The organism is Desulfobaculum xiamenense, from assembly GCF_011927665.1.
Classification (GTDB): Bacteria; Desulfobacterota; Desulfovibrionia; order Desulfovibrionales; family Desulfovibrionaceae; genus Desulfobaculum; species Desulfobaculum xiamenense.
This window is the reverse complement of sequence record NZ_JAATJA010000003.1, coordinates 58,172-83,631: the sequence shown is the minus strand read 5'-3', so window position 1 is coordinate 83,631 and position 25,460 is coordinate 58,172. Positions and strand designations below refer to the sequence as shown.

The 25,460-nt window shown below is 65.6% G+C and carries 13 protein-coding genes; 7 read left to right on the top strand and 6 right to left on the bottom strand.

Features of this window, described 5'->3' with window-relative positions:
• Positions 1-393: 393 nt before the first annotated feature.
• On the bottom strand, positions 394-1,377 hold the full coding sequence (tsaA, locus tag GGQ74_RS13195; RefSeq protein ID WP_167942062.1) for a tRNA (N6-threonylcarbamoyladenosine(37)-N6)-methyltransferase TrmO: 984 nt from the start codon (positions 1,375-1,377) through the stop codon (positions 394-396).
• Positions 1,378-1,387: 10 nt separating this feature from the next.
• Positions 1,388-2,371, bottom strand: coding sequence for a thiamine-phosphate kinase (gene thiL, locus GGQ74_RS13190; RefSeq protein WP_167942061.1), 984 nt, complete (start codon positions 2,369-2,371; stop codon positions 1,388-1,390).
• Between the two features lie 260 nt (positions 2,372-2,631).
• Here thiL and GGQ74_RS13185 point away from each other — a divergent pair, with 260 nt between their 5' ends.
• From GGQ74_RS13185 to GGQ74_RS13155, 7 genes are all read left to right on the top strand, one after another.
• Positions 2,632-3,954 (top strand): tetratricopeptide repeat protein, encoded by a 1,323-nt coding sequence (locus GGQ74_RS13185; RefSeq protein ID WP_167942060.1) that lies wholly within the window; start codon positions 2,632-2,634, stop codon positions 3,952-3,954.
• Between the two features lie 162 nt (positions 3,955-4,116).
• Positions 4,117-6,036 carry a 1,4-alpha-glucan branching protein GlgB gene (gene glgB, locus GGQ74_RS13180; RefSeq protein ID WP_167942059.1) on the top strand — a complete coding sequence of 640 codons (1,920 nt, stop codon included), beginning with the start codon at positions 4,117-4,119 and terminating at the stop codon, positions 6,034-6,036.
• Positions 6,037-6,058: 22 nt separating this feature from the next.
• On the top strand, positions 6,059-7,606 hold the full coding sequence (gene malQ / locus GGQ74_RS13175) for a 4-alpha-glucanotransferase (RefSeq protein WP_245168303.1): 1,548 nt from the start codon (positions 6,059-6,061) through the stop codon (positions 7,604-7,606).
• Positions 7,607-7,722: 116 nt separating this feature from the next.
• A complete protein-coding gene (locus tag GGQ74_RS13170) occupies positions 7,723-9,048 on the top strand; it encodes a TolC family protein (protein ID WP_245168302.1) in 1,326 nt (441 codons plus the stop codon).
• 360 nt (positions 9,049-9,408) lie between these two features.
• Positions 9,409-15,039 (top strand): FecR domain-containing protein, encoded by a 5,631-nt coding sequence (locus GGQ74_RS13165; protein ID WP_167942058.1) that lies wholly within the window; start codon positions 9,409-9,411, stop codon positions 15,037-15,039.
• Positions 15,040-15,510: 471 nt separating this feature from the next.
• A complete protein-coding gene (locus GGQ74_RS13160; RefSeq protein ID WP_167942057.1) occupies positions 15,511-17,139 on the top strand; it encodes a Gfo/Idh/MocA family oxidoreductase in 1,629 nt (542 codons plus the stop codon).
• Positions 17,136-18,296: a DegT/DnrJ/EryC1/StrS family aminotransferase gene (locus tag GGQ74_RS13155; RefSeq protein ID WP_167942056.1), complete on the top strand. Its 1,161-nt coding sequence runs from the start codon at positions 17,136-17,138 to the stop codon at positions 18,294-18,296. Before GGQ74_RS13160 ends, GGQ74_RS13155 begins: the two co-directional genes overlap by 4 nt.
• A gap of 148 nt (positions 18,297-18,444) precedes the next feature.
• Here the strand turns inward: GGQ74_RS13155 and GGQ74_RS13150 are convergent, their stop codons facing one another.
• The 4 genes from GGQ74_RS13150 to GGQ74_RS13135 form a co-directional block, all read right to left on the bottom strand.
• Complete coding sequence (locus GGQ74_RS13150; RefSeq protein ID WP_167942055.1) at positions 18,445-21,078, bottom strand: M16 family metallopeptidase; 2,634 nt, start codon at positions 21,076-21,078, stop codon at positions 18,445-18,447.
• Positions 21,079-21,265: 187 nt separating this feature from the next.
• Positions 21,266-21,535, bottom strand: a complete 270-nt coding sequence (locus tag GGQ74_RS13145) for a hypothetical protein (protein WP_167942054.1) — start codon at positions 21,533-21,535, stop codon at positions 21,266-21,268.
• A gap of 55 nt (positions 21,536-21,590) precedes the next feature.
• Positions 21,591-22,184 (bottom strand): DUF1318 domain-containing protein, encoded by a 594-nt coding sequence (locus tag GGQ74_RS13140; protein ID WP_209280203.1) that lies wholly within the window; start codon positions 22,182-22,184, stop codon positions 21,591-21,593.
• Complete coding sequence (locus GGQ74_RS13135) at positions 22,184-25,450, bottom strand: hypothetical protein (RefSeq protein WP_167942052.1); 3,267 nt, start codon at positions 25,448-25,450, stop codon at positions 22,184-22,186. The genes GGQ74_RS13140 and GGQ74_RS13135 overlap by 1 nt, the downstream gene beginning before the upstream one ends.
• Positions 25,451-25,460 lie beyond the last annotated feature (10 nt).

Sequence of the window (25,460 nt, the reverse complement as noted above, 5' to 3'; positions counted from 1 at the left end):
GTCCTGTTTAATGAACGTAAGTTCTTCGCGGATACTTGCAGCTTTCCGTTCTAAGTTTGCCTTCAATTTTACTAAGTCCTCGATTGTTAGGTCTTTTAGCACTCTCCGATAATACAGAATAATGGCTTAGAAACTAAGTATGCCTTTGTGCGTTTGCTACTTAATACCGCTTCGTTCTGCAAAGCCGAACGACCAGCCAAGGGCAGACGGCCTATCGCATGTCGGGGTTCCAAGGGGCCAGCGGCCCCTTGGCCGGCGGAGCCTACGTCTCGCATCGGTCAGTGAACGATACGGTTGGGCTACGCGCCGGCGGAGCCTACGGCTTGCATGTCTCAGTGAACGATACGGTCGAGCGTCGCGCCGCTACGCGTGGCGTGGCGGCGCGTGTGAGGGCTATTCGGCGAGCAATTTGAGTTTGGCGATGGTGTCGAGTTCCTCGTTGAGAGCGAGGGCGGCGACGAGGGTTGGTCCCCAGCAGACGAGGCCGTGGTTCTTCATGAACACGGCCTTGTGCGTTTGTGCGGCCTTGCCGACGGCCTCGCCGAGGGCGGGTGTTCCGGGCTCGATGGCGGGCACGCGGGTGAGGAGTTTCTGGTAGGCGGCGGCCTCGTAGAGGGGGAGGTCGATGATGGAGTCGCCCTTGCGCACGGCGTAGGCGAGCAGGTGTGCGGGGTGGGTGTGGACGATGGCGTGCGCTTCTGGCTGGTTGCGGTAGATTTCGAGGTGCACGGCGGTCTCGGTGGAGGCCTTGCCGGGGCCGGTGGTGCGGCCGGTGGCGAGGTCCACGGTGGTGAGGTCGCCGGGCTGGAGGAAGCCCTTGGCCGCGCCGGAGCGGGTGATGATGATGGTGTCGCCGATGCGCATGGAGACGTTGCCATTGAAGCCGGAGAGCAGGCCGCGTTCCCAGCCCGCGCGGCAGATGCGGCGGAATTCGTCGCCCACGGCGGGGGAGATGCCAGCGCCCCAGTTTTCGCGGCCGGGGGTCTCGGTGGCGATGGGCTTGAGGTCCACCACGGGGGTCTGGTCGAGCGCTTCGAGGCGGTCCACGCGGATGCGGGTGCCGTCGATGGCGAGAATGCGCACGTGATGCAGGCCGATGGGATTGGGCCTGTCGGGCGAGCGGGTGGCGAAGACGCCCTTCATGGGCACGTCCGGATTGCCGCGCGGGTGGACCATGAGCGTGTCGCGGTCGGCCTTGTGCAGCCACGTGAAGACGAGCAGGTCGTTGCCGGGCTGGAGGGCCGAGAGGGCGGTGGCGTAGTCGGCGTGAATTTCGATGACCGCCTCGGGTGCGCCTTCGGAGTACTGCTTGGGGCAGGAGGCGAGGTCCGTGAGCGGGGAGTGGACGGTGCCGATGATGTCGAGACGTGCTTCCATGGCGATGGTCCTATTCGTGGGTTGCGAAGTGGTCGAATCCCGTATGGTCGAAGGGCTGGCCATTCACGGTGATGCCCGGCGTGGCGGCGACGGTGCCGATGCGCGTGGCTTGCGGGATGCGGGCGAGAATGTCGGGAACGCTGTCCGGGGCCGCCGTGGCGATGAGGGCATAGTCCTCTCCGCCGAGGACGGCGAAGGGCAACGCGGGCTGGCCTGTGCGGGTGCAGTGGGCGATGAGGTCCGGATGCAGGGCTGATTCGGTGAGCGTGAGGTCCGCGCCGAGGCCTGGGCCCGTGAGGCGGGCGAGGTCGCGCGCGAGACCGTCGGAGAGGTCCATGGCTCCGTGGACGCCGGGGATGTCGGCCAACGCGAGGCCATCGGCCACGCGGGGTGTGGGGCGCAGGTGCGCGCGGATCGCGTGGGGCACGAGGGCGATGGCTTCGGGGCCGAGCTCTTCGAGGGCGAAGAGACCTGCGCGGGCGAGACCGATGGGACCGCAGGCGAGGATGGCGTCGCCGGGGCGGCAGGTGTTGCGGGTCAGGACGCGGCCGGTGGGGCCGGGGGTGCCCCAGACGGTGACGGAGAAGCCGAGATACGGTCCGCGCGATAGGTCGCCGCCGGTGAGCGGAATGTCGTGTGTGTGGGCGAGGGCACCCATGCCGCCGAGAAGATCGTTCCAGAAGGCGGTGGTGAGGGTCGGGTCGTCGGGGATGACGAGGCCGAGGCTGAAGCCGAGCGGACGGCAGCCCATGCCCGCGATGTCGGAGATGTTGACGGCCAGCGCCTTGTGCCCGATGTCCGCCGGGGAGAAGTAGGAGCGGCGAAAGTGCACGTCTTCGAGGAAGAGGTCCGTGGAGAGGACCATGTCCTGCGGGCAGGCGAGGCGGACGCAGTCGTCCCCGCGGCCGAGGCGCATGTGCGGATGCGCGGTGGCGAAGTGCCTGTCGATGAGGTTCAGGAAGTCCTCTTCCGATGCGGGGGGGCGATGGATCATGTGCGCTCGCTTGGCCCGGATTCCGGGCGCTGGTGTGCTTCGCCGGGGCAGTCCGGCGCAGGGAAAGGTAAATCAAATCGCCACGGAATGAAAGGCGGGGACCGCTTGGCGGCGGTGGCGCGGTTCCTTGGGATTTCCTTGCCTGAACGTGGTTGATGCGGCATAATCGTGGTTGCTTGTGCAATTTTGTGCAGCGCGCAACCAGTGAATGGACGAATAGGGGTGATACGTTGGCCGTGACGATGACGAACGCGATCCGGATGAGGCAGTACGAAAAGACCATCATTGACTTCGTGGCCAAGGAGAATGGCTGCTTTTTCATTTTGAGCCATGACGCCACGTTCGTGAAGATGATGCGTACGACGCTGAACAAGGAACTCGTCATCGGAACGGACCGCATCCGAACCCTGACCGAGGAGGCGCAGGTCCTGCGCGAGATGAAGACGCCATTCTTCAAGGACAAGAAGGTGGTGCTTCTGGTCGAGCGGCTGCTCAATAATCGCAACACGCTGCCGTTCATCAAGAATCTCAAGACGATATACGACGACATGTATGTCGTTGTGCTGACCTCGGAAGTGGAGCGGCAGGTGCTCATCCTGCTGCACGAGATGGGCGTTGGCAATTTTATCACCAAGCCTGTGTCCATGGCCACGCTCATTGAGAAGATTGCCTTCACCATCAGGCCGCAGGGCAAGATTGGCCAGCATATCGAGCGCGCTCGGCAGTACTTCGACAAGGAGAAATACGACGAGGCCCTCGAAGCCGCGGACCGCATCCTCGAAATGAAGCCCGGCAGCGCCGCCGCGCTCATGATCAAGGGCGACGTGTTCAAGGCCACCGGGCGCACCGAGGAGGCCGTGACCGCCTACAGCGAGGCCCACGATGGTGCGGCCCTGTATCTGGAGCCGCTCAAGAAGCTGGCCGAACTGTACCGCGACGAGGGCGACCTGAACCGCCAGCTGGAGTATCTGGAGAAGCTCGACCGCCTGTCTCCGCTCAACGTGGAGCGCAAGATTTCCATGGGTGAGATTCATATGGAATTCGGCAATGTCGAGGCGGCGAACCAGCTCTTCGAGCAGGCCGTGGAGAACGCGCGCAAGGAAGCCCTGAGCATGATCGAGGAGGTCAAGCGTTCCATCGCCGAGAAGTGCATCGAGAAGGCTCCCGACGTGGCGGAACGATTCTTCCGGTCCATTCTGGATTCCAAGGAAGGCGGCCTCAAGAAATCCGACATCGAGACCTTCAACCGTCTGGGCATCGCGCTTCGTCGGCAGGGACGGTGGAACGACGCCGTCTCCGAGTACGAGCAGGCCCTTAAGATCGCGCCGGACGACGAGAATCTCCACTTCAACGTGGCCATCGCCTATTCCGAGGGGCGCCAGCACGCCAAGGCCGTGGTGAGCGTTGAGAAAGCGCTGACCATCAATCCCGACCTGTGCCTGATGTCCAGCGTGCTGTGCTTCAATATCGCCGTCATGTACTCCAACGCCGGAATGCGCGACAAGGCCATTTTCTACTTGAAGAAGACCCTTGAGGTTGATCCCGACCATCAGGGCGCGCGCAAGCTGCTCGGCGCGTTGTAGCTTCCGGTTCTTCCTCCCCTCCTTTTCGGAAAGCCGCGCTGGATGCGCGTTTCCCGTGTTCTGCGTCCGCGATTCACCTCGCGGTGGCCTTTACACACGGGCAATGGCGTGTAGTATGCGATGGAAGAGTCCTGTCCTGCTACGCATCGGGGGTTCAGACGAATGGCATCGCATGGCGGCATCCGGCACGGCGTGAGTCGGCTCACGGACCACGATATCTATCTGTTCAGGGAAGGGCGGCACTTCCGCCTCTACGAGAAGCTTGGCGCACATGTCATGGACGTGGACGGCGAGGAGGGGGTCCTGTTCGCCGTGTGGGCACCGAATGCCCGCACCGTGTCCGTGGTGGGCGACTTCAACGGCTGGAATCCCGAAACCCACTGTCTCGCGTCGCGCTCCGACAGCTCCGGAATCTGGGAAGGTTTCGTGCCGGGGGTCGGCGAGGGCGCGCTCTATAAGTTCCACATCCGTTCGAACGTCGGTGGCTACGAGGTGGCCAAGGCCGATCCCTTCGCCTTTTTCGGCGAGGCACCGGCGAACACGGCGTCCATCGTGCGCGGGCTGGACTACGGGTGGAGCGATGGCGACTGGATGCGCGATCGCTGGCGGGTGAACGCCGCGCAGGCTCCCATGTCCGTCTACGAGGCGCACCTTGGCTCGTGGCGGCGCGACGAGAACGGCTACAGCCTCAACTACACGGAACTGGCGCGGGACCTGCCGGGCTACGTGCGCGACCTCGGCTTTACCCACGTGGAGTTCCTGCCGGTGATGGAGCATCCGTTCTTCGGCTCGTGGGGCTACCAGACCACGGGGTACTTCTCGCCGTCGTCGCGGCAGGGCACGCCGCAGCAGTTCATGGACCTCGTCAACGCGCTGCATCGCGAGGGCGTGGGCGTCATCCTCGACTGGGTTCCTTCCCACTTCCCCGGCGACCAGCACGGCCTGCATTTCTTCGACGGCACGCACCTCTACGAGCACGAGGACCCGCGCACGGGCTTCCACCCCGAGTGGAACTCGTGGATTTTCAATTTCGGACGTTACGAGGTGCGTTCGTTCCTCGTCTCGAGCGCGCTGTTTTGGCTGGACCGCTACCACGTGGACGGCCTGCGCGTGGATGCCGTGGCGTCCATGCTCTATCTCGACTATTCGCGAGAGGATGGGCAGTGGGTGCCGAACGAGTACGGCGGCAAGGAGAACATCGACGCCATCGAGTTCCTGCGCACGCTCAACGTGAACGTGTACCGCGAGTATCCGGACGTGCAGACCATCGCCGAGGAATCCACGGCATGGCCCATGGTGTCGCGCCCCGCCTATCTGGGCGGTCTCGGTTTCGGCATGAAGTGGAACATGGGCTGGATGCACGACACGCTGGAGTACTTCACGCTCGATCCCGTCTACCGCAAGTTCCACCACGACAAGCTGACCTTCAACCTGTGGTACGCCTTTACCGAGAATTTCATGCTGCCCCTGTCGCACGACGAGGTGGTGTACGGAAAGGGCTCGCTGTACGGGAAGATGCCCGGCGACGACTGGCAGAAGCGCGCCAACCTGCGCCTTCTGTACGGCTACATGTTTGCCATGCCCGGCAAGAAGCTCCTGTTCATGGGCGCGGAGATCGGCCAGCATGGCGAGTGGAGCCATGACGGGCAGGTGCAGTGGGACCTGCTGGAGAGCGAGGGCGGCCGGGGGCTGTATCGCTTCCTGCGCGATCTGAACCGTGTGATGCGCTCCGAACCGGGGATGTACGAGCGGGATTTCGAGGATGGCGGGTTCGAGTGGGTGGACTTCCACGATTCGGATTCGAGCATCATTTCCTTCCTGCGCAAGGACGCCCACGGCGGCGGGGCCGTGCTGGCGGTGTTCAACTTCACCCCTGTCCCGCGCGAAAACTACGAGGTGGGCGTGCCGGAGCCTGGGCACTGGCACGAACTGCTCAACAGCGATTCCGAGTGGTACGGCGGAAGCGGGTGGGGCAACTATGGCGGGCTGGACACGCGGCCCGTGGTGTCGCACGGGCGTCCGCAGAGCCTGTGCCTGCACATTCCGCCGCTAGGGATGGTCCTTTTCAGGCACGAGGACTGAACGCGCCCCGGGAGGCGTCATCATGATCGAGCACATGTCCACGCGCGGCAGCGGGGTGCTCCTGCATGTGTCATCGCTGCCCTCGCCATACGGCATCGGCGACCTCGGGTCGGCGGCGCGGTTGTTCGTGGATTTCCTCGCGCGGGCCGGTCAGCGTTATTGGCAGATACTGCCGCTGACGCCCACGTCGTCCTATCTCGGCAATTCGCCGTATTCGAGCTTCTCGGCATTTGCGGGCAATCCGCTGTTCATCAGCCCCGAGAAGCTGGCCGCCGACGGCTGGGCGTGGCTCTCGGACATTCAGCCCGATGCGCCCATGGCTGCGGACCACGTGGATTATGTGCGTGCCGAGGCCTATAAGCGGCGGCTTTTGGCTGCGGTCCACGCGCGGGCGCGGGGCAGGCTGGCGCGACACGAGGGGTTTGCCGAATTTCGCGAACAGCACGGGCCCACGTGGCTGGACGGTTTCGCGAGCTTCATGGTGCTCAAGGAGCGTTTCGGCGGAATGCCATGGAACGAGTGGCCGCCCGAGTACCGCGACCGGAGCCCGCAGGCCCTCGACACGCTGCGCCGCGAAGCCGCCGAGGGGCTGGAGCGGGTGATGTTCGCCCAGTATCTTTTCTTCTCGCAGTGGGAGGAGCTTCGCGCCATGTGCCGCGAGAGGGGCGTGTCCATCATCGGCGATCTGCCCTTCTATCCGACCTACGATTCCGCTGACGTGTGGGAACACCGAAATGCCTTCCAGCTCGACGAAGAGGGCGCGCCGCGTAAGGTTGCGGGCGTTCCGCCGGACTACTTCAGCGAGACGGGCCAGCGCTGGGGCAACCCCGTGTACGACTGGAACGCGCTGGCCGCCACGGGCTACCGCTGGTGGGTGGAGCGCATCGCCCACAACCTGTTGCTGGCGGACATCGTTCGGCTCGACCACTTCCGGGGCTTCGCCGGATACTGGGTGGTGGACCCCGCCGAGGAGACGGCCATCAACGGGCACTGGGAGACCGGTCCCGGCGGACCGCTCTTTGCCGCCCTGCGCGAGCGGCTGCCCAATCTGCCCATCATTGCGGAGGATCTGGGCCTCATCACTCGCGACGTGATCGATCTGCGGCTGGCCTTCGATCTGCCGGGCATGCGCGTGCTGCAATTCTCGTTCGGGCCGGACGTGGGGGAGAGCGTGAATTCGCTGCACAACCACTGCGTGAACAGTGTGGCCTACACCGGCACCCACGACAACAACACCACCATCGGCTGGTTCGTTGACGATCTTGGCGACGCGGGGCGCAGCGTGTTTGGGGAGTACATGGGGCGCGGGGTGGATGCGGGCGAGGCGGCGTGGATGCTCATGCGCATGGCCTTCATGTCCCCGGCGCGCATCGCCATCGTGCCCATGCAGGACATTTTGTGCCTCGGGCGCGAGGCCCGCATGAACGTGCCTTCCCGGCCCAAGGGGAATTGGGAGTGGCGGCTACCCGCGCGGAAACTCGCACCCAGGCTTGCGGACAGGCTGCGCTCGGTTTGCGTTCTGTATGGCCGGACTGGCGAGGCTTCCCGGACGGTGTGTCCGGAAACCTGAGCCGGTGTTGACGCGACGGGCTTTTGCGGGCAATCTCCACCCTTGATGCCGTGGGGGCATCGTGTATTGAAATGACTGGGGGATTGGTGGAAACAGGAAGAACAAGGATGATTCGAATGAGAATTCCTCGCCTGAAAACGATCATTGCCGTGGCGCTCCTCGCGGCGTTCGCTGCGGTGCCCGCAATGGCGGAAACCACCGTCTACAATATGGAACAGGCTGTCGTCCGTGCCCTTGAGGCCAATCCGAGCATCATTGCCGCACGGCATGATCTCGCAGGCTCCGAGGAGGGACGCAAGTCCGCCCGTGGCGCGTTCCTGCCGTCCGCGAAGGCGACCTACGGCTACACCGCCAAGGACCACGCCAAGCCCAAGCCGCAGAGCGCCACGTCCGAGGCCGATCTGTTCTCGGCTGGCGTCAACGTGCACCAGAACATCTTCACCGGCTGGAACACCCTGTCCACCTACCAGAAGTCCGTGCTGGGCAAGGAGCGTTCCCAGGCCACGTTGCGTAGCGCCGAGCTGACGCTTGTGGGCCTCGTGCAGCAGAACTTCCTCGGGCTGTTGCAGGCCCGCGAGAACGTCCGCGTGGCCGAGGATTCCTTGAAGCGCTTGCAGGAGCAGCTCAAGGTCACCCGTGCCTTTTACGATGTGGGTCTCAAGCCGCGTCTCGATGTGCTGCAGGCCGAGGTGGACCTCGCCCGCGCCGAGGATACGCTCCTGAGCGCGCGCAATTCCGTGTCCACCCAGATGGCGCGGCTGAACACCCTGCTCGGGCTGGAGCTCGACGCCGACGCGGACTACGCCGGAAGCCTCGACTACGTGCCCTTCTCCGCCGGAATCGACGACGTGCTGGCCCGTGCCTACAAGGCGCGTCCCGATCTCGAGATCGCGGGCAAGAGCGTGGAGATCGCCCTCAAGGACGAGACCATCGCCAAGAGCGGCTACTACCCGCAGGTGGGTGCGGACTTTGACTGGAGCACCTATGGCGACGACATGACCGCCTCGGGTAGCGACCTCGTGAAGACCGAGTTCAGCGAATGGTCCGTGGGCGTCTCCGCCAGCTGGACCCTCTGGGAGTGGGGCAAGACCCACTACGCCGTCAAGCAGGCCAAAGAGAGCGTGAAGAGCCTCATCGCGTCCGCGGACAACACCCGTCAGGAGGCGACCTACGAGGTCAAGGCCAACCATCTTGATATCGGCAAGGCTGCCGAGAGCATCAAGGTCAACCGCAAGGCCGTTGAGGCCGCGCAGGAAGGCTACCGCATGGCCGTGGCCCGCTATCAGGCGCAGGTGGGCACCAACACCGACGTGCTCGACGCGCAGGAGCGTCTGACCACCGCCGAGGCCGGACTCATCAAGGCCCTGGCCGACTACCGCATCGCCCTGTCCAAGATGTTCGTGTCCATGGGCGAGCAGAATCCCGCCCTCGACAGCTTCTAGAGCGCATCGACGGGCCGTCCCGCATATTCGGGGCCGCAGCCAATGGCTGCGGCCCCTTCTTTTTGCGCAACATTCTGGTTTTGAATGAGTATTTGTAGATAATTGTAATGCGTTATCGGCAATACGAACTGCCATGGTATGATGATTTGTGTGTAATGAGCGGTGTTTGCCAAATGATTTGAAAATATGTGTGGTGAAAGTATGTTACATATGCTGCTAATGAAAAGCTTTTGAGTGGCAATATGTTGGTTGTGTTTTCTTTTTGAATGTGCACGATGGCATTTGCGCACCGCGTTGCATTGCGACTGAATTCATTGTATTCGAAAGAATGGGACAAATCCCTACGCAATGGAGGAAGCCATGGCGGAGCAGATCGGTGTCGTCGTCGCGTTGAAGGGGCAGGTGTTTGCCGAGTCCGGGGATGGAGCGCGCGAGCTGTCCATGGACAGCCCCATCTATGCGCAGGAGAGCCTTGTGACCGGTGGGGGGAGTAGCGTGGAAATCCGGTTCACGGACGACACGGTCTTCTCGCAGGGCGAGAACGCGCGCATGAGCGTGGACTCCTACGTTTTCAACCCCGATGTGGACGGGGCCTCGGGCATGGCGCTCAAGCTCGCCGAGGGCACGTTCCGTACCGTGACCGGCGCTATCGCTAAGGCCAACCCCGAGGGCGTGGAGTTGCGCTCGCCGCTGGCCACCATCGGCATCCGTGGCACCGGCGCCGACCTCGACATCCGCCCCGGCGGCGAGAAGGTGGGTGTGTTCCAGTACGACGGGCTGGACCTCACCATCACCACACCGTTCGGCACCGTGGTCATCACCGACGCCAACCGCATGCTCGACATCTTCGAGGGTGGGCGGCTGGGGGCGCTGCGTTCGTACACCGAGACGGAAAAGGCCTTCTTCCAGGCCATTGCGCCCATCCTTTCCATCCCCGTGCCCGAGGGGGGCGTGGAGGATGGCGGCGACACCGGAGGCGAGGGCGACGAGACCGAAGGGGCGGGCGAGGAGGAGTTGGCCGGCGTGGAAGAGACTCCCCCTGGAGAGGGAGAAGGCGAAGAGCTTCCCGAGGAGGGACCTCCACCTGACGAGGGTCTTCCGGAGGGGTTGCCCTTCGGCCCGCAGGTGCCCTTTGCAGGTACCTTCGAATTGACCGTGGGGATAGAGGAATTGCTTTCCAAGCTGTTTTCCGAGGCGGGGGATACGCTGGTGACCTTCGGGCCGCCCGAGTTCGTGACCACGGAGCTTTTCACGTCGACCGAGGGGGATGACGAAGACGTGGTGCCTCCGACCACGCTGCCTGCCGAGGAGACGCTTCCCGGAGGCGAGACGCAGCCCGGTGGTGGCGGCGAGACGGGCGGGGAGACTCAGCCCGGATCGCAGGAGGTTCCCGGGCGCGAGTTGGCGGACATCATCATCACCGGCACCGACGTGTCGGAAAAGCTCTATGCCTACGAGGAGGGCTACGGCAAGGCGTTCATGCTCGGCTACGGCGGGCATGATACGCTCGTTGGCTACTCGTGGTCCGACACGCTGGACGGCGGAACCGGCAACGACTCCCTGAACGGCTCGTACGGCGACGATTCGCTCTACGGGCAGGCCGGGCACGATACCCTCTACGACACGTCGGGCGATAATTCGCTCTACGGAGGCGAGGGCAACGACAGCCTTTACGGGCGCGGCGCGCTCTACGGCGAGGGGGGCAACGACACCCTCGTGGCCGGGGGCTATTCCACCACGCTTTACGGCGGAGACGGCAACGATTCGCTGGTGGATTCCTACTACGGGGCGACCCTCATCGGTGGTGCCGGGGACGACACCTTCGTGGGCACGTCCGGCACCGTCGTCTCTTACGAGGACAATGCCACGTCCATCACCGTGAACATGAGCACGGGCACCATCCTCGGCGGCTCCACGGATTCCATTTCTGGCAATGTGCAGATTGTCGGCTCGGACTTCGGGGACATGATGATCGGCGATAGCCTCGGCAATGCGTTGGCTGGCGGCGGCGGGAACGACACCCTCGACGGCGGTGCGGGCGACGACACCCTCTACGCCGGAGACGGCGCGGATTCGCTCATCGGCGGTGCGGGCAGCGACTGGGCGGATTTTTTGAAGGAGGGCGAGGACAGCGGGGGCACCGCGAACCTGACCCTTGGCCGGGCGTGGGGCACCATCGACCCGAGCGAGCAGGTGACCCTGTCCGGCATCGAGAACGTGCGCGGCACGGACTTCGCGGATACGGCCATTGGTGACAGCCTCGGCAACATCCTCGTGGGCGAGGGCGGCAACGACTCCGCAAGTGGCGGCGACGGGGCCGACACCATCTACGGCGACGACATGTCCGCCACCAAGACCGGCGCGGATACGCTCCTCGGCGAGGGCGGGGCGGACTACCTCTACGGCGGGCGCGGCGCGGACAGCATCGATGGCGGCGCGGACAACGACTTCATCGATGCGGGAGCCGACAACGACTCCGTGCAGGGCAACACTGGCAACGATCTCATCTACGGAGGGACGGGGCGGGATACCCTCATGGGCGGTGTGGGCGCGGACTCCCTGTACGGCAACGACGATGACGATCTGCTTCAGGGCGACGCGGACAACGACACGCTGACCGGTGGCCTCGGCAACGACAGCATCGACGGCGGGGCGGGCATCGACCGTGCCCTCTACAGCGAGCAGGTCAATGTGGACTTGAGCGCCGGGCGCGCTACGCAGGCCGGATCGTACACGGATACCCTCACGGGTATCGAACAGATTTACGGCAGTTCCTACAACGACACCCTAAGCGGCGACAGCCTCGCCAACACACTCGAAGGCGGCTACGGCAACGACAGCATCTACGGCGCGGCGGGCGCGGACAGCCTCGACGGCGGTTACGGCGACGATACGATTCGCGGTGGTGCGGGGGCCGATACGCTCGTTGGCGGCAGCAACAATGCCGTGTCCACAGGCGGTGGAGACCTGCTGTCCTACTCCGGATTTACCACGGCGATTACCGTAAACCTTGGCACCGGCTCGGGCACCGTCAACGACGGCACGGGCACGGACAGCTTCTCCTACATGGAGCATGCCGAGGGCGGCAGCGGCAACGACACGCTGACGGCCCGCTCCGATTCGGCGAGTTCCCTCATCGGTGGATCGGGTAACGACGTGCTGAACGCGGCGGGCGGAGCCAGCTACGCCGACACCCTGCGCGGCGGCGCGGGCGACGACTCGCTGCTTGGCGACGGTGATGACTGGGCGGATTTCAGCGGTGCTACCGCAGGCGTGAGCGGCTACCTCGCGGACACCGGCAACGCGACCTTCTCCGGCGAGGGGACTGACACCCTGAACGGCATCAGCAACATCATCGGTTCGAGCTACGCAGACACCTTCTACGGCAACAGCAGTGCGAACCAGATTCGCGGTGGCGCGGGGCAGGATACGCTGGATGGCTCCGGCGGGAATGACACCCTCTACGGCGGTGACAGCGACGACAGTATCCACGGTGGGTATTCCGGACAGGATGTGCTCTATGGCGATGCGGGTAACGATTATCTCGACGGCGGAAGCGAGGCGGACACCCTGTCCGGCGGCACGGGGAACGACTCGATGTGGGGCAACGATGACGATGACCTCATCTTCGGCGGCGCGGGTAACGACACCATCGACGGCGGCTCGCAGACAACGGCCGACACCGTGGACTATTCCATGGACGCCTACGGCGGCACAGCCTCGTACGAGGCCGTGGTGGTCAACCTGTCCTCGGACACGCTGACCATCGGCTCCACGAACTACAATCCCGGTACGGGCACAGCCGCGTCAGGCGCGGATACCATCGTCAACATCGAGAACGTGCGTGGCAGCTACGGCAACGACTACCTGCGCGGCAGCGCGTCATCCAACACGCTCTACGGCGGCTACGGCGACGACACCCTCGAAGGCTACGGCTCCGACATCGCCGGGGATTCCCTCGTTGGTGACTCCGGTACGGACTGGGCGAGCTTCGCTAATGTTTCCACGGCTATCTCGACATGTAGCGAGGACACGCAGAGCGGCGGCATCACCGTCACCATCGGCGGCTACGTCACCACGCTCTCGGGCGTGGAGGGCATCATCGGCACCTCGGGCGTGGATATGCTGATCCTCAGCAGCGGCAGCACGTGGTCGCGCAAGCTCTCGGGCCTTGGCGGGGGCGACGTGCTCGGCACCGGCAACGGCAACGACACCCTCGACGGTGGCGACGGCGATGATCAGATCTTGAGCGCTGGCGGCAACGACTCCATCCTCGGCGGCAACGGCAACGACACCGTGTCCGCAGGAGCGGGTACGGACACCGTCTACGGCGGCGCTGGCAACGACAGCCTCGACGCGGGAGCGGACAACGATACCATCTATGGCGGCGCGGGCGCGGACTATATCAACGGCGACACCGGAACGGACCTCGTGTCCTACATCGAGGAGACCACAGGGGTCAGCGTGGACATGAGCGGCGGCGGCGCGGGAGCCGGGTCCGTCACGACATCGAGCGGCAACGATACGCTGAGCGGCATAGAGCAGATCATCGGTTCGTCCTACGCGGACACCTTTATCGGCAAGGCCGAGCAGGGGACGTCCGGCAACTGGTTCAAGGGCGGAGCGGGCAACGACAGCATCGTCGGCGGCGGCGGAACGTCCGGCTCCAACGATTCCCTGTGGGGCGAGGACGGCAACGACGTGCTCTCCGGCGACACCGGCAATGACAGCCTCGACGGCGGCGCTGGTAACGACACGCTGTCCGGCGGCGCTGGCGACGACACCCTCGACGGCGGAGCCGGGGCCAACTCCCTGTCCGGCGGGACGGGCACGGACCGCGTGCGCTACTCCGAGGCCGTGAATTTGAATCTCGCCGCGGGTACGGCGGTCCATGGCGGGGTGACGGATACCCTCTCCGGCATCGAGGACGTGGACCTCTACGGCTATGCGGGCAATTCCACCGTGATTGGCAGCAGCGCGGCCAACCGCATCGAGGGCGATTATTACAATGATTCCCTGTCCGGTGGCGATGGCAACGACACCATCGACGGCGACTACGGCAACGATGTGCTCCGTGGTGAGGGCGGCAACGACAGCCTGCTTGGAAACTACGGCAACGACACGCTGTACGCCTCCACGGGTACGGATACCCTCGACGGTGGCGCTGGGACGGACACGGCGGACTTTTCCGGCCTGTCCGGCGCGGTGAGCGTGAATCTCTCCGACGGACTGTACACCGGTGCGGCCTCGGGCAACGTGAGCAACGTGGAAATCGTCATCGGCACGGCGCAGGGAGACACCATGCATGGCGGATCGACCGCCGTGGAACTGGACGGCGGCGCGGGCAACGACTCCCTGATCGGTGGCAGCGGCAACGACACCCTTGAGGGCGGCCTTGGTGACGATACGCTGGACGGCGGCGACGGCACCGACCTCGTGGACTACGACGACGCGACATCGTCCATCACCCTGAACCTCGCCAACACCGGGGCGCAGAACACCGGCGGAGCGGGCGTGGACGTGGTGCGCAACGTGGAGAAGGTGATCGGATCGGACTATGCGGACACCATCCTCGGCGCGGCGGCGGACGAGACCATCTCCGGCGGCAGCGGCAACGACTTCCTTTCCGGCGGCGACGGCTATGACAGCATCGACGTGGGCGAGGGCAGCGACACCGTCTACTTCGGCGATCCATCCCACGGCATGGACCACATCTCGAACTTCTACTGCGGGGTGGATACGCTCGCCTTCCTCGGTTCGGCCTTTGGCGGACTTGCGGCCGGAAAGCTCGACGCCGCGCGCTTCGTGCGTTCCACGGATTACACCGCTGGCGACAACGTGGGCGTGGACGGCGCGGTGTTCATCTACGACGCCCACAATGGCGATCTCTACTTCGACTCCGATGGCGACGACACCGGAAACACGTGGTACGAGGTGGCGGCCTTCGACTCGTCGAGCGAGGTGGACGAAACCTGTATTGTAATCGTTTAGCTTGTGACTTCCGAAGCCGCGTCGCATATGCGAGCGCGGCGTGACGAGGGCCTTTCGCGGCGGATTTCCGCTGCGGGAGGCCCTTCATCGTCGCGGTCCAATGGGTGCTGAAATGCGGCGTTTTGCGGGCGCTGGCGCGCAAACAGTCCTTGAATGGCAAGCGGCTGCGTGCGCAGGCCGATGCAAAGGGGGTTGACATGCGGGAGCCGTGGACGGAAGACAGAGCGGTATGCCCCGTGTCCCGTGCCGAATGCCGCGCCATGCGCGTGCCTCGTGCGATTGGGGGCGGAAGAAGGCATTTCAGCCCTTCCCGGATGCGCGGTCATTCTGCTATGATTTCCGGTGCGTTGCCTCCGCCGTTGTGGCGTTGGCGGCGCGGCGGACACGCATGGCGGATGCGCCTGCCGCGACGGATGGTCGCTGGCGAGCGGGGCAACCGTGGGAGGCTGACATCCTCCCGAAGGAGGCTGCATGGGCGTGACGAAACGGCCCGGCGTGGCGGTGGTCGGCTCCGGATACTGGGGCCGTAACCTCGTGCGCAACTTCCGCGAACTCGGTGCGCTCGTGCGCGTGTGCGACCGGGACGAGGAAGTGCTGCGGCTGTTTCGCGAGTCCGCCCCCGGCGTGCCCACGGGCGTGTCCTTAAGCGGTGTGCTGGCCGACGAGGCCGTACGCGGCGTGGTGCTTGCCACCCCGGCGGAGATGCATTTCACGCAGGCCCGCGAGGCGCTCCTTGCCGGGCGGCACGTGTTCGTTGAAAAACCGCTGGCCCTCGATGCCGACGAGGGGCGCGAGCTTGCCGGACTGGCGCAGGAGCGCGGGCTGGTGCTCATGGTGGGGCATCTTTTGCGCTACCATCCTGCCTTCGAACGGCTGGCCGAACTGGTGGACGCCGGTGCGCTGGGGCGCATCAACTACATCTATTCGCGCCGTTTGAATCTGGGCAAGATCCGGCGCGAGGAGAATTCGCTGTGGTCCTTTGCGCCGCACGACATCTCCATGATTCTGGCCCTCGCGGGCGAGGAGCCGGAGAACGTGATGGCCGTGGGCGGCAACTACCTGCACCGGCGCATCGCGGACGTGACGGTGACGCATCTTGATTTTCCGTCCGGACTCAAGGCGCACGTGTTCGTGTCGTGGCTGCATCCGTTCAAGGAGCAGCGCCTTGTGGTGGTGGGCGAGCGCGCCATGGCCGTGTTCGACGATACGCGCCCGTGGTCCGAGAAATTGGCGCTGTATCCGCACCGCATCGACTGGGAGGGGCACATGCCCGTGCCCACCCGCGCCGAGCCGGTGTACGAGCCGGTGGCCGAGGCCGAGCCGCTTCGTCGGGAGTGCCTGCATTTTCTCGATTGCATCGCACAGGGCGCGCGGCCCCGTACGGACGGCGACGAGGGCGTGCGCGTGCTGCGTGTGCTCAACGAGGCCCAGCGTTCGCTCGAATCCGGCCCCGCCAAGGGTGCAGCGCATAGGCGCAGCGGCGTGGCTCCAAGCGCCACCGTGCATGAGAGCGCCTACGTGGACGATGGCGCACACATCGGTTCCGGAACGGTGGTCTGGCATTTTTCGCACGTGATGACGGGGACCGAGATCGGCGCGGGATGCCGCATAGGGCAGAACGTGTGCCTCGGGCCCGACGTGCGCATCGGCAACGGCTGCAAGATTCAGAACAACGTGTCCGTGTACCGGGGCGTGACCCTGGAGGACGACGTGTTCTGCGGACCGTCCATGGTCTTCACCAACGTGTTCAATCCGCGCAGCCACGTGCCGCGCATGCACGAGGTGCGCGAGACGCTGGTCCGTCGTGGCGCAACGCTTGGGGCCAACTGCACCATCGTCTGCGGGGTGACCATCGGCCGCCACGCTTTCGTGGGAGCTGGGGCGGTGGTGACGCACAGCGTGCCGGATCACGCGCTGGTCATGGGCAACCCCGCGCGGCAGGCGGGCTGGATGTGCGCCTGCGGCGAACGACTTGACGATTCGCTGACCTGTTCCGCCTGCGGAACGCGCCATCGGCGCAACGGGGCGGGGCTGTCGGCTCTGCAACAGGATTCGGAAAACTCCGCGGCACTCCGCGGTCCATACGGAGATACACAATGAAAATGCCTTTCATCGACCTCAAGACCCAGTACCGCCACATCGAGAATGACATCAAGAAGCGCATCATCGACGTGCTCGAACACGGCCAGTACATCATGGGCCCCGAGGTGCACGAGCTTGACGCGAAGCTTGCGGAGTTCGCGGGCGTGAAGCACGCCATCAGCTGCTCCAGCGGCACGGACGCCCTGCTGCTGGCGCTCATGGCGCATGGCGTAGGCCCCGGCGACGCCGTGTTCACCACGCCGTTCACCTTCGTGGCCACCGCCGAGGTCATCGCCCTCACCGGCGCAACCCCGATCTTCGTGGACATCGACCCCGTGACCTTCAACATCGACGTGGACGCCCTGCGCCGCGCGATCATGGCCCTCAAGACCGGCGAGACCGCAGGCTGCCGCCTGCCTCGCTGCGCCAAGGACCTCACTCCCCGTGGCATCATCCCTGTGGACCTGTTCGGCATTCCCGCCGACTACGACGCCATCATGGATCTGGCCCAGAAGCACGGCATGTTCGTGCTGGAGGACGGCGCGCAGAGCTTCGGCGCGACCTACAAGGGCCGCCGCACCGGCTCCCTCGGCCACGTCGCGGCCACCAGCTTCTTCCCGGCCAAGCCGCTCGGCGGCTACGGCGACGGCGGCGCGGTGTTCACCGATGACGATCAGATGGCCAGCCTCATGCGCTCCATCATGATCCACGGCATGGGCGAAAACCGTTACGAGAACGTGCGCGTGGGCATCAACGGCCGCCTCGATTCCATCCAGGCCGCCGTGCTCCTCGCCAAGCTGCCCATCTTCCCCGGCGAGCTTGCCGAGCGCCAGCGCGTTGCCGATCGCTACACCGAGCTTCTGGCCGGTGTGCCCGGTTTGGTCACCCCCACGGTGCCCGAACACTGCACCAGCGCGTGGGCGCAGTACTCCCTGCTGGCTGAGGATCGCAACCTCATCCAGAAGGCCCTGCGCGAGGCGGACATTCCGTCCATGATCTACTACCCGCTGCCCCTGCACCAGCAGAAGGCCTTCGCTTCCCTCGGCTACCGTGAGGGCGACATGCCCGTCACCGAGGACAGCGCAAGCCGCATCTTCAGCCTGCCCATGCATCCCTATCTGGAGGACGCGCAGATCGTGGAGATCTGCAACGTCATCCGCGACGCGGTGAGCTAAGCGCCGCGCAGACAGATGCTTCGACGGGGCCGGATCGCCATTGGCGGTCCGGCCCTTTTCGTTGCGCGATGCTTCGGTGTTTCGCGAAATGGCAAAGCCCCCGGAATATCCGGGGGCTTTGCTGTTTTCAGGATGCGACGGGGCTTGGTCAGGGTTCGACGGTGATGACGTAGGCGCGGTCCCAGTCGAGGTACTTTTGGGACAGTTCGCGCAGCGCCTCGGGCGTGATGGTCTGAGCCTCGTCGATGAGCTTGCGGTTGTGGTCGAGTGCGTAACCGCGAATGCTCTGCCACGCAGCCTCGCGCGAGCGAGAGGACAGGCTCTGGTGCTCGCGGTAGTAGTCGCCGTGCAGCAGGTTGCGGGCGCGGTCAACGACGTCGGCGGGGAGGGTGTCGGCGTGCAGGGCGGCGACGGTGTCGCGGAATCCCTGCATGGCCTGCTCCATCTTGTCCGGATAGGTGCCGATGTAGAAGGCCATGAGACCAGTGTTCGGAGCCTGCCACAGGAAGGCCGTGACCGTGTAGCCAAGCCCCTGCCTGTCGCGCAGTTCGCGGAAGAGCAGGCCGCCCTGCCCGGCCAGTGTCTGGCGCAGCAGGTCCAGCCCTGCCGTCTCGGCGCTGTCCGAACCCGGCACCGGGAAGACCACGATGATGTGCGACTGGTTGCGTTCGGCCAGTTTCAACTCCAGCTGCCTGTCCGCGTTCCATTCCGGCGTGGGGAAGACGAACGGCTCGGCCTTGCCCTTTGCGGCGATGTCGTTCGCAAGGGCGAGGATGGCCTCGCGGTCGAAGCTGCCGCAGACGCACAGCGTCCAGCGCTGACGGGCCTGGCGGCTCCAGAAGTCCTTCACTTCCTTCGCACCGAAGCGGGACAGTTCCTCGGGAAGGCCTTCATGCAGATAGCCGTAGCCGCTACCGGTGAACAGGAAGGGGAACATGCGGCGGAAGGCCAGCCCCAGCGGCTGGTCTTCGCTGGCGCGGATGCCTGCGACCTGTTCGGTGCGGGCGCGGTCCACTTCCTCGTCGGCGAAGGTCGGCGCGTTGAGCGTGTTGGCGAACAGACCGAGCATGTCGGACTCGAAGCGCGAGGGATAGCGTGCGGAGACGGCGAACATGTCGCGGCCCACCGAGGCCGAGATGCCAGCCGCCCTGTCGGACAGGAAGTCTTCGTACTGCGGGGCTGAGAGGTTGCCCGCGCCCTTGGTCAGCGCATTGGCGGTCAGCGCGGCCAGTCCCTGCTCGTCCGGGAACAGTAGCGCGTCACCGCCGCCGTAGACCAGCGTGATGGACGTGTAGGGTAGCGTGCCGTCAGGCTGGAGGATGACGCTGTGGCCGTTGCCGAGGTCGATGGTCTCGGTGTCGCCACGGCTGCCAGCCGCATCGGCGTGGCGCTTGGCGGTCGTTCCCGGCCACGCCTTGTTCACGGCAGCGGCGAGGGAGGCCTCGACCTTTTGCGGCTCGTCGCCGTTGTCGGGCAACTGCACGGCCACGCACATGGATTCGGGGGAGATGTAGGTGGCGATGAGCCGCCCGAGCTCGGCGCGGTCCACGGCCTCCATGCGCGAGATGTAGCGGTCCTCGGCGTCAACGCCGTTTTCGAAGAACTGGAAGTAGCCGATTTTGGAGGTCAGCCCACCGATGGTCTCCTTGGAGGAGTACAGCGAGTCCTCCAGATTCAGGCGGGCGCGGCGCAGTTCGCCGTCCGTGAAGCTGTCTGCGCCGAGGGCGGCCAGCGTGGCGTGGAGTTCGGTCCAGAACTTTTCGAGCTTGTCGGCGTCGAGCACGGCGGACACGTAGAGCATCCCGGCCTGATCGAGCGTCATGCTGAAAGCGGAGATGCTGTCCACGAGGCCGAGCTCGTATTTGAAGCGGCGGTACAGGCGCGAGGTGTCGTCGCCGCCGAGCATGTGGCTCAACAGGTCGAGGCCGGGCACGTCGTCGGAATGCAGGCTTGGCAGGGGGAAGGCCAGCGCAACGTAGGCCTTGTTCCACGGACCCTTGGCCACGGCGTAGCGCGGACCGCCGTTTTCCGGCAGCGGCAGGGGCTGTTTGGGCGTGATGGTCACGTCGTTTCGCAGCTCGCCGAAGTATTTTTCCACGAGGGCGAGGGCGTCGGCTTCATTCACGTCGCCGCAGACCACGGCCAGCATGGACTGCGGCTGGTAGTGGCGGGCCACGTAGTTGCGGATGTTGTCGCGGGTGATGGCGGACACGGTGTCACGGTAGCCGATGATGGGCCACGCGTAGGGCGTGCCCTTCCACAGCATCGGTTGGATGGACTGGAACAGGCGGCTTGTGGGCGAGTCCTCGCCGCGCTCCAGTTCGGCGAGGACGACCTTCTTCTCTCGCTCCAGCTCCTCGGGGTCGATGGATGCGCCGAAGGTCATATCCTTAAGAACGTCGAGGCCAAGCTCGATGCGCTCGGCCGGGACGTCGATCTTGTAGACGGTGTAGTCGAAGCTGGTGGAGGCGTTCAGGTAGCCGCCCGCGCCTTCGACGTCCTCGGCCACCTGTCCCGCTGCGCGGTGTTCGGAGCCCTTGAAGACCATGTGCTCCAGCAGGTGGCTTATGCCCGCCTGTTCCGGCTGCTCGAAGGCGGAACCGGCGTGCACGTACAGGCGCAGCGACACCAGCGGGAAGCGCGTGTCGCGCTGGACGAGGACCTTGAGACCGTTGGGCAGAACCGAGAGTGCCGGGCCGGTCTGCGCGAAAGCCGTCGGTGCGGCGTTAAGCGATGCGCTCATGCACAGCGCCCCGATGAGCAGAACAAGTTTGCGAAGCATCTGTCACTCCTGAAATCTCCTTGGGTTTCCGTCCGCTTCAGCGTGGGCCGCATGTGTGGGACGGGTGCGCGTACCGGATGGTCGCATGACGTGTGTACCTGCAAACGGACCGGATGGCACGCGAAAAAGGGCGGGGATGCTGTCACCCCGCCCAACAGGATAAGTTCCCGTCATGCATTGGCAAGCCCTAGGTGATGCAGGCACCGCCCCCAAGGCAGTAGTTTTTGATGAATGTGCCGATCTGCACGCCGAGGTGGACGCACTTGACGCCCTCCAGACATTCCCGCGCGTCCGCGTCCGTGATGCGGGTACTTAATGTCGTGCCGCCTTTGTCGATGGTCACCAGCCAGTCGCCAGTGGCGGCGTCGGCCATGACGTTGACATCAAGGGAATGGCTGTCCAGTTCCGGGTACATTTCGCGTATCTTGGCCTCAAGTGCCGCTGCCGTCACTGTCATCGCGGTTCTCCTTTGGCTTGTGCCGCTGTGGGCGGCGGTGTTTCAGCCACGTTGGCTACTTTTGCCGCCATGCGCCGGAATCGTCCTGAATCCACCAACCTGCCGCGGCCTTGGCGCGCCATGTGTCGGCGAAGATGGCGCGGACCTTGTCCGTCTCCGTGGTCTGCAGGGCCTTGGCCACCTCGGCGTAGAGCGCCGCGCGGGTGGAGTTGTCCGCCGCGATGAGGCGCTTGACCTGCGCGAGCTGCTGCATGTTCAGCCCGCCGCCGTCACGCAGTGCGAGCGAGCCGTCTCGCCCGATGCCGACGTGCCCGCTGGTGTAGTAGGGCACGAGCGCGGTGTGGTCGTTTTGTATCTGGTCCTTGAGGCCGCGAATGGCGGCGTTGCTGACGGTTGTGGCGTCCTGCGCGTGGGCCGCGCGTGGGCCGAGGAGCGCGAGGATCGTCGGCAGGGCGCTGGAGTCACCGGGTTTGGCCTTCGGGCTCTCGGGCGCGGGCGTTTTTTGCGGCGTTGCGCCGTATACGTCATCGACGATCTTGTCCGCAGCCTGCCGCACCTCGGCGGCCGGGAAGTAGATGTTCACGGTCACGCAGGCCGCGAGCATGCCGAGGATGCCTATCCAGCCGAGAACGCGAGTGATCCGTTGCATCACGGTGCCTCCTTGCCGGTGTCCGCGTTCTCCGGGCGCTTGGCCGTCACGCGGCGGATGCGCTCCATCATGTCGGAGAAGGAGATGCGGTTGTCCGGGTTGCGGTTGATGACGTTGATGCCGAACAGCAGGGGCTTCTTGATGAGATACTCCATATTGCCATCGCGGTGGAGTCCTCGCACGGAGAGAATGTCGTCGTCGAGTTCGCAGCCGATGCCGATGACGGCGTAGCCGAAGTCCTTGAAGGCCGAGGCGAAGGCCCCGACGCCCACCCCCGCCAGCCCCTGTCCCGTTCCGATGACGGAGATCGAGTCCACGGCCTTGAGGCTCACCCGTTGGCTGACGCCGCGCGTGGGCACGGAGCGCATGGTCATGGTGAAGGCCACGGGTTGGCCGTAGGCCACGCGCAGGCCGTCGGTCATCCAGTCGAGACGGCCCGTGATGCGCCCGATGCCGAGGGCCTCGCTCATGCGGGCGAGGTCGATGCCCGGGATGTGCAGTCTGTCCACACCGATGACGCGTCCCGTGGACAGGGGGCGGCGCACGGAGACGCCACCGAGGTCGAGCCGTCCGCCGAAGAAGGAGCCGGAAAGTGACCCCGATGCCGCAAGTTCCTGCGTGTTGATACTGACGTGCCCGAGGCTTCCCGAGATGAGGCCTTCAAGCGGGATGCCGGTGGGCAATGCCGCGAGGTTGAGGTCTTCAACTCTGGCGCGGCACGTTGCGGCGAAGGCTTTGCCCAGCGGATCGTTCACGCGCAGTCCGTCGAGGGTGAGGCGGCCGCCGAATAGCGGCATAACGGCGGCATCGCGCAGCACAAGCCGGTTGGGCTGGAGGGCGATGCCAACGTCCATGGCCGTGGCGTTGCCCGTGGGCAGATGCAGGCGAGCGACGCGCAGGCGGCCCCATGCGTCGGTTGTCGGCGGTTTCGGAGTGGGCGGCGTGCGGCCGAAGGCGTAGGCGAAGGGCAGGTCGAGTTGCGCATCCTCGATGACCACGTCCCATGCGGGAGCGGCGATGGTCATGTCGCGCAGGGCGATGCGCCCCGCCGCGTCCGTGCTGGTCGTGTCACCCGTGATGTCCGCCCCGAGTTGCAGCTGCCCGTCGATGGCGCTGCCTGCGAGTTCCGGCCGAATGGCCCCCAGCGGTTCGAGCACAAAGGTGCGGAATAGGCCGGACAGGTCGTCGGCGCGGATGTCGATGCGCCCGGCGTAGGCCGTTTTGTCGTCGGCGAGGGCGAGGTGGGCGCGGGCGACGTCGGCCGTGCACAGTCCGGCGAAGCGCAGGTGGGCACGTAGGTCTGCGAGGGTGCGTTCGTCTGGCGCTGTGCCTGAGACGTCGGCAGCCAGCGGCATGTCGCCGAGGTTCAGGTACACGGTGCTCCACAGCAGTTCCCCGTGGTCGACGTTCGCGGTGAGGGTGAAGGGGCGCTTTGGCGATGCCGCGACTTCCGCCGTGAAGAGCGCATGGATTCCGCTTGTGAGTATCATGCCGTCGTCCGTGGCGAAACCTGCGTCTGTTATGTCCGCGTTGGCCCGCAGGCGTGTTCCGCCGGGCGCGGGGTCGGCGAGGAGCGCGATGTCGGCGTGCCCTGATGGAGTGGGGAGTCGTACGGGGAGGAGCTTCGATTCGTCGAGGATGGCGGCCAGCGTGGCCAGCGGCGCGGCGCGCAGGGTCAGGCGTATCCGCGATGCCGTCGGATCGGCGAGGGGAATGCGCAGGTCGCCGTCTGCGGTGCCGAGGCGCGTTTCGGCGATGCGCAGTTTCTCGATGTGCAAGGTTGTGGCGTGCAGGGTTCCGGCGTCGAGGCGCAGGCCAGCCGTGGCGGTGATGTCGCCCAGCGCGAGCCTCGTGCCCGCGATGGTCAGGGCGCGGGCCGGGAACTTCACCTCAATGCGATCCGCCACTGGCGCGTTTGCCGTGCCCGAGAGGGTGACGCGGGCGTCGAGGTCCGAGACGCCGAGGGCAGGCGATGCATGACTGCCCCGCAGGCGCAGCATGCCCGAGAGGGCCGTGGCGTTGGCGCTGGGGGCGGTGAGTGGCGCGGTGGCATCGACGGTGCCGGAAATGTCGAGGCGCGTGCCGTGGCGCGCGGAGTGGACGGCGAGCTTCGGCACCTCCACCTGTGCGTGCAGTTCCGGCGCGGCGTCCGGTGCGGCGTCTGGGGTTGGCGGCTCCGCGACGAGCGAGAGGGACAGCGCGCCCGAGGCTGACCAGTTGGCGATTTCCGCAGGTAGAAGCGGGGCGAGGACGGCGAGCGCAAGGGCAACGTCCGGCACGAGCGCCTGCAACGCGGCGTGACGCAGTCCGCTACGGTCCGCCTGCGCGGAGCCTGCCGCCTCCAGCCAGTCGCCGACGTGCAGTTCGAGTCCGGCGAGGGTGGCGTCCGAAGTGGCGAGGTCCACACCGCCGCGCAGGGACAGGGTCAGCGGCCCTGGCGTGATGGTCGCGTTGGCCTCGGCAATGGGAAGTGTGGCGTCGTCGAGGCGCAGTTCCAGCGAGTCCACGTCGAGCCGAGTGCCATCCATGCTGGCACCGACGGACAGCGTGCCCGAGGCCCCGACGTGGGGCGTAGCGATGGAGAGGGGGGCCGCGGTCATGATCGCGCGGGCGCGACCGTCCGGGTGGAAGGTGCAGCGTGCGGTCAGGGAGGCATTGCTCCGGCTGGCGAGGCCCGTGGCGGCGTCCGTGTGGACGGCGGCTTCAGCGGCGAGGGTGAGCAGCATGTCGGACCCGTCCGGTGCGGCGTCGATGGTGCAGCCCGTGAGCGCCGCACTCCAGCCGGGGGCGGCTATGTCCATGCCCGCATCGGCGACGCGCAGGTGCCCGATGGCGCGTGGAAGGCGGAGTGGGGGCGGGCCGGTACCGGAGCCTTCCGAGGCCCGCACGGTCAGGCGTACGCGCGGGGACTGCGCCTCTATGGCGGCTATCCAGCGCTCGCCGCGAAGGAGGGCTGCCGGGGAGAAGACGATGGAACAGCTTGGAACGCTGGCGGACAGGCGGGAGTCCGAGGTCTCGATGCCGACGCCCGCAAGGCGCAGTGAGGGCGGCGAAGGCGTGAAGGTGGCGTTTTCGACGGTCAGGTGGATTCCTGCCATTGCGGCCGCGCGTATGGCCATGGGCAGGGCGAGGTCCGGACGCAGGGCGATGAGGGCGGCGAGGGCGATGAGCGCGGCGAACGGTGCGGCGATGAGGAGCGCGGCGACGCGTGCGCGACGGCGCGGGGGGCGTGTGGGCTGTGGACGAGTCGGCTCTGTGGGGTGCATGCACCATCCT

What these genes read in the sequence shown, in the direction of transcription:
- tsaA (WP_167942062.1), bottom strand. Translation starts at nt 1,377, where the DNA reads ATGGAAGCACGTCTCGACATCATCGGCACCGTCCACTCCCCGCTCACG.
- thiL (WP_167942061.1), bottom strand. Translation starts at nt 2,371, where the DNA reads ATGATCCATCGCCCCCCCGCATCGGAAGAGGACTTCCTGAACCTCATC.
- GGQ74_RS13185 (WP_167942060.1), top strand. Translation starts at nt 2,632, where the DNA reads ATGAGGCAGTACGAAAAGACCATCATTGACTTCGTGGCCAAGGAGAAT.
- glgB (WP_167942059.1), top strand. Translation starts at nt 4,117, where the DNA reads ATGGCATCGCATGGCGGCATCCGGCACGGCGTGAGTCGGCTCACGGAC.
- malQ (WP_245168303.1), top strand. Translation starts at nt 6,059, where the DNA reads ATGATCGAGCACATGTCCACGCGCGGCAGCGGGGTGCTCCTGCATGTG.
- GGQ74_RS13170 (WP_245168302.1), top strand. Translation starts at nt 7,723, where the DNA reads ATGAGAATTCCTCGCCTGAAAACGATCATTGCCGTGGCGCTCCTCGCG.
- GGQ74_RS13165 (WP_167942058.1), top strand. Translation starts at nt 9,409, where the DNA reads ATGGCGGAGCAGATCGGTGTCGTCGTCGCGTTGAAGGGGCAGGTGTTT.
- GGQ74_RS13160 (WP_167942057.1), top strand. Translation starts at nt 15,511, where the DNA reads ATGGGCGTGACGAAACGGCCCGGCGTGGCGGTGGTCGGCTCCGGATAC.
- GGQ74_RS13155 (WP_167942056.1), top strand. Translation starts at nt 17,136, where the DNA reads ATGAAAATGCCTTTCATCGACCTCAAGACCCAGTACCGCCACATCGAG.
- GGQ74_RS13150 (WP_167942055.1), bottom strand. Translation starts at nt 21,078, where the DNA reads ATGCTTCGCAAACTTGTTCTGCTCATCGGGGCGCTGTGCATGAGCGCA.
- GGQ74_RS13145 (WP_167942054.1), bottom strand. Translation starts at nt 21,535, where the DNA reads ATGACAGTGACGGCAGCGGCACTTGAGGCCAAGATACGCGAAATGTAC.
- GGQ74_RS13140 (WP_209280203.1), bottom strand. Translation starts at nt 22,184, where the DNA reads ATGCAACGGATCACTCGCGTTCTCGGCTGGATAGGCATCCTCGGCATG.
- GGQ74_RS13135 (WP_167942052.1), bottom strand. Translation starts at nt 25,450, where the DNA reads ATGCACCCCACAGAGCCGACTCGTCCACAGCCCACACGCCCCCCGCGC.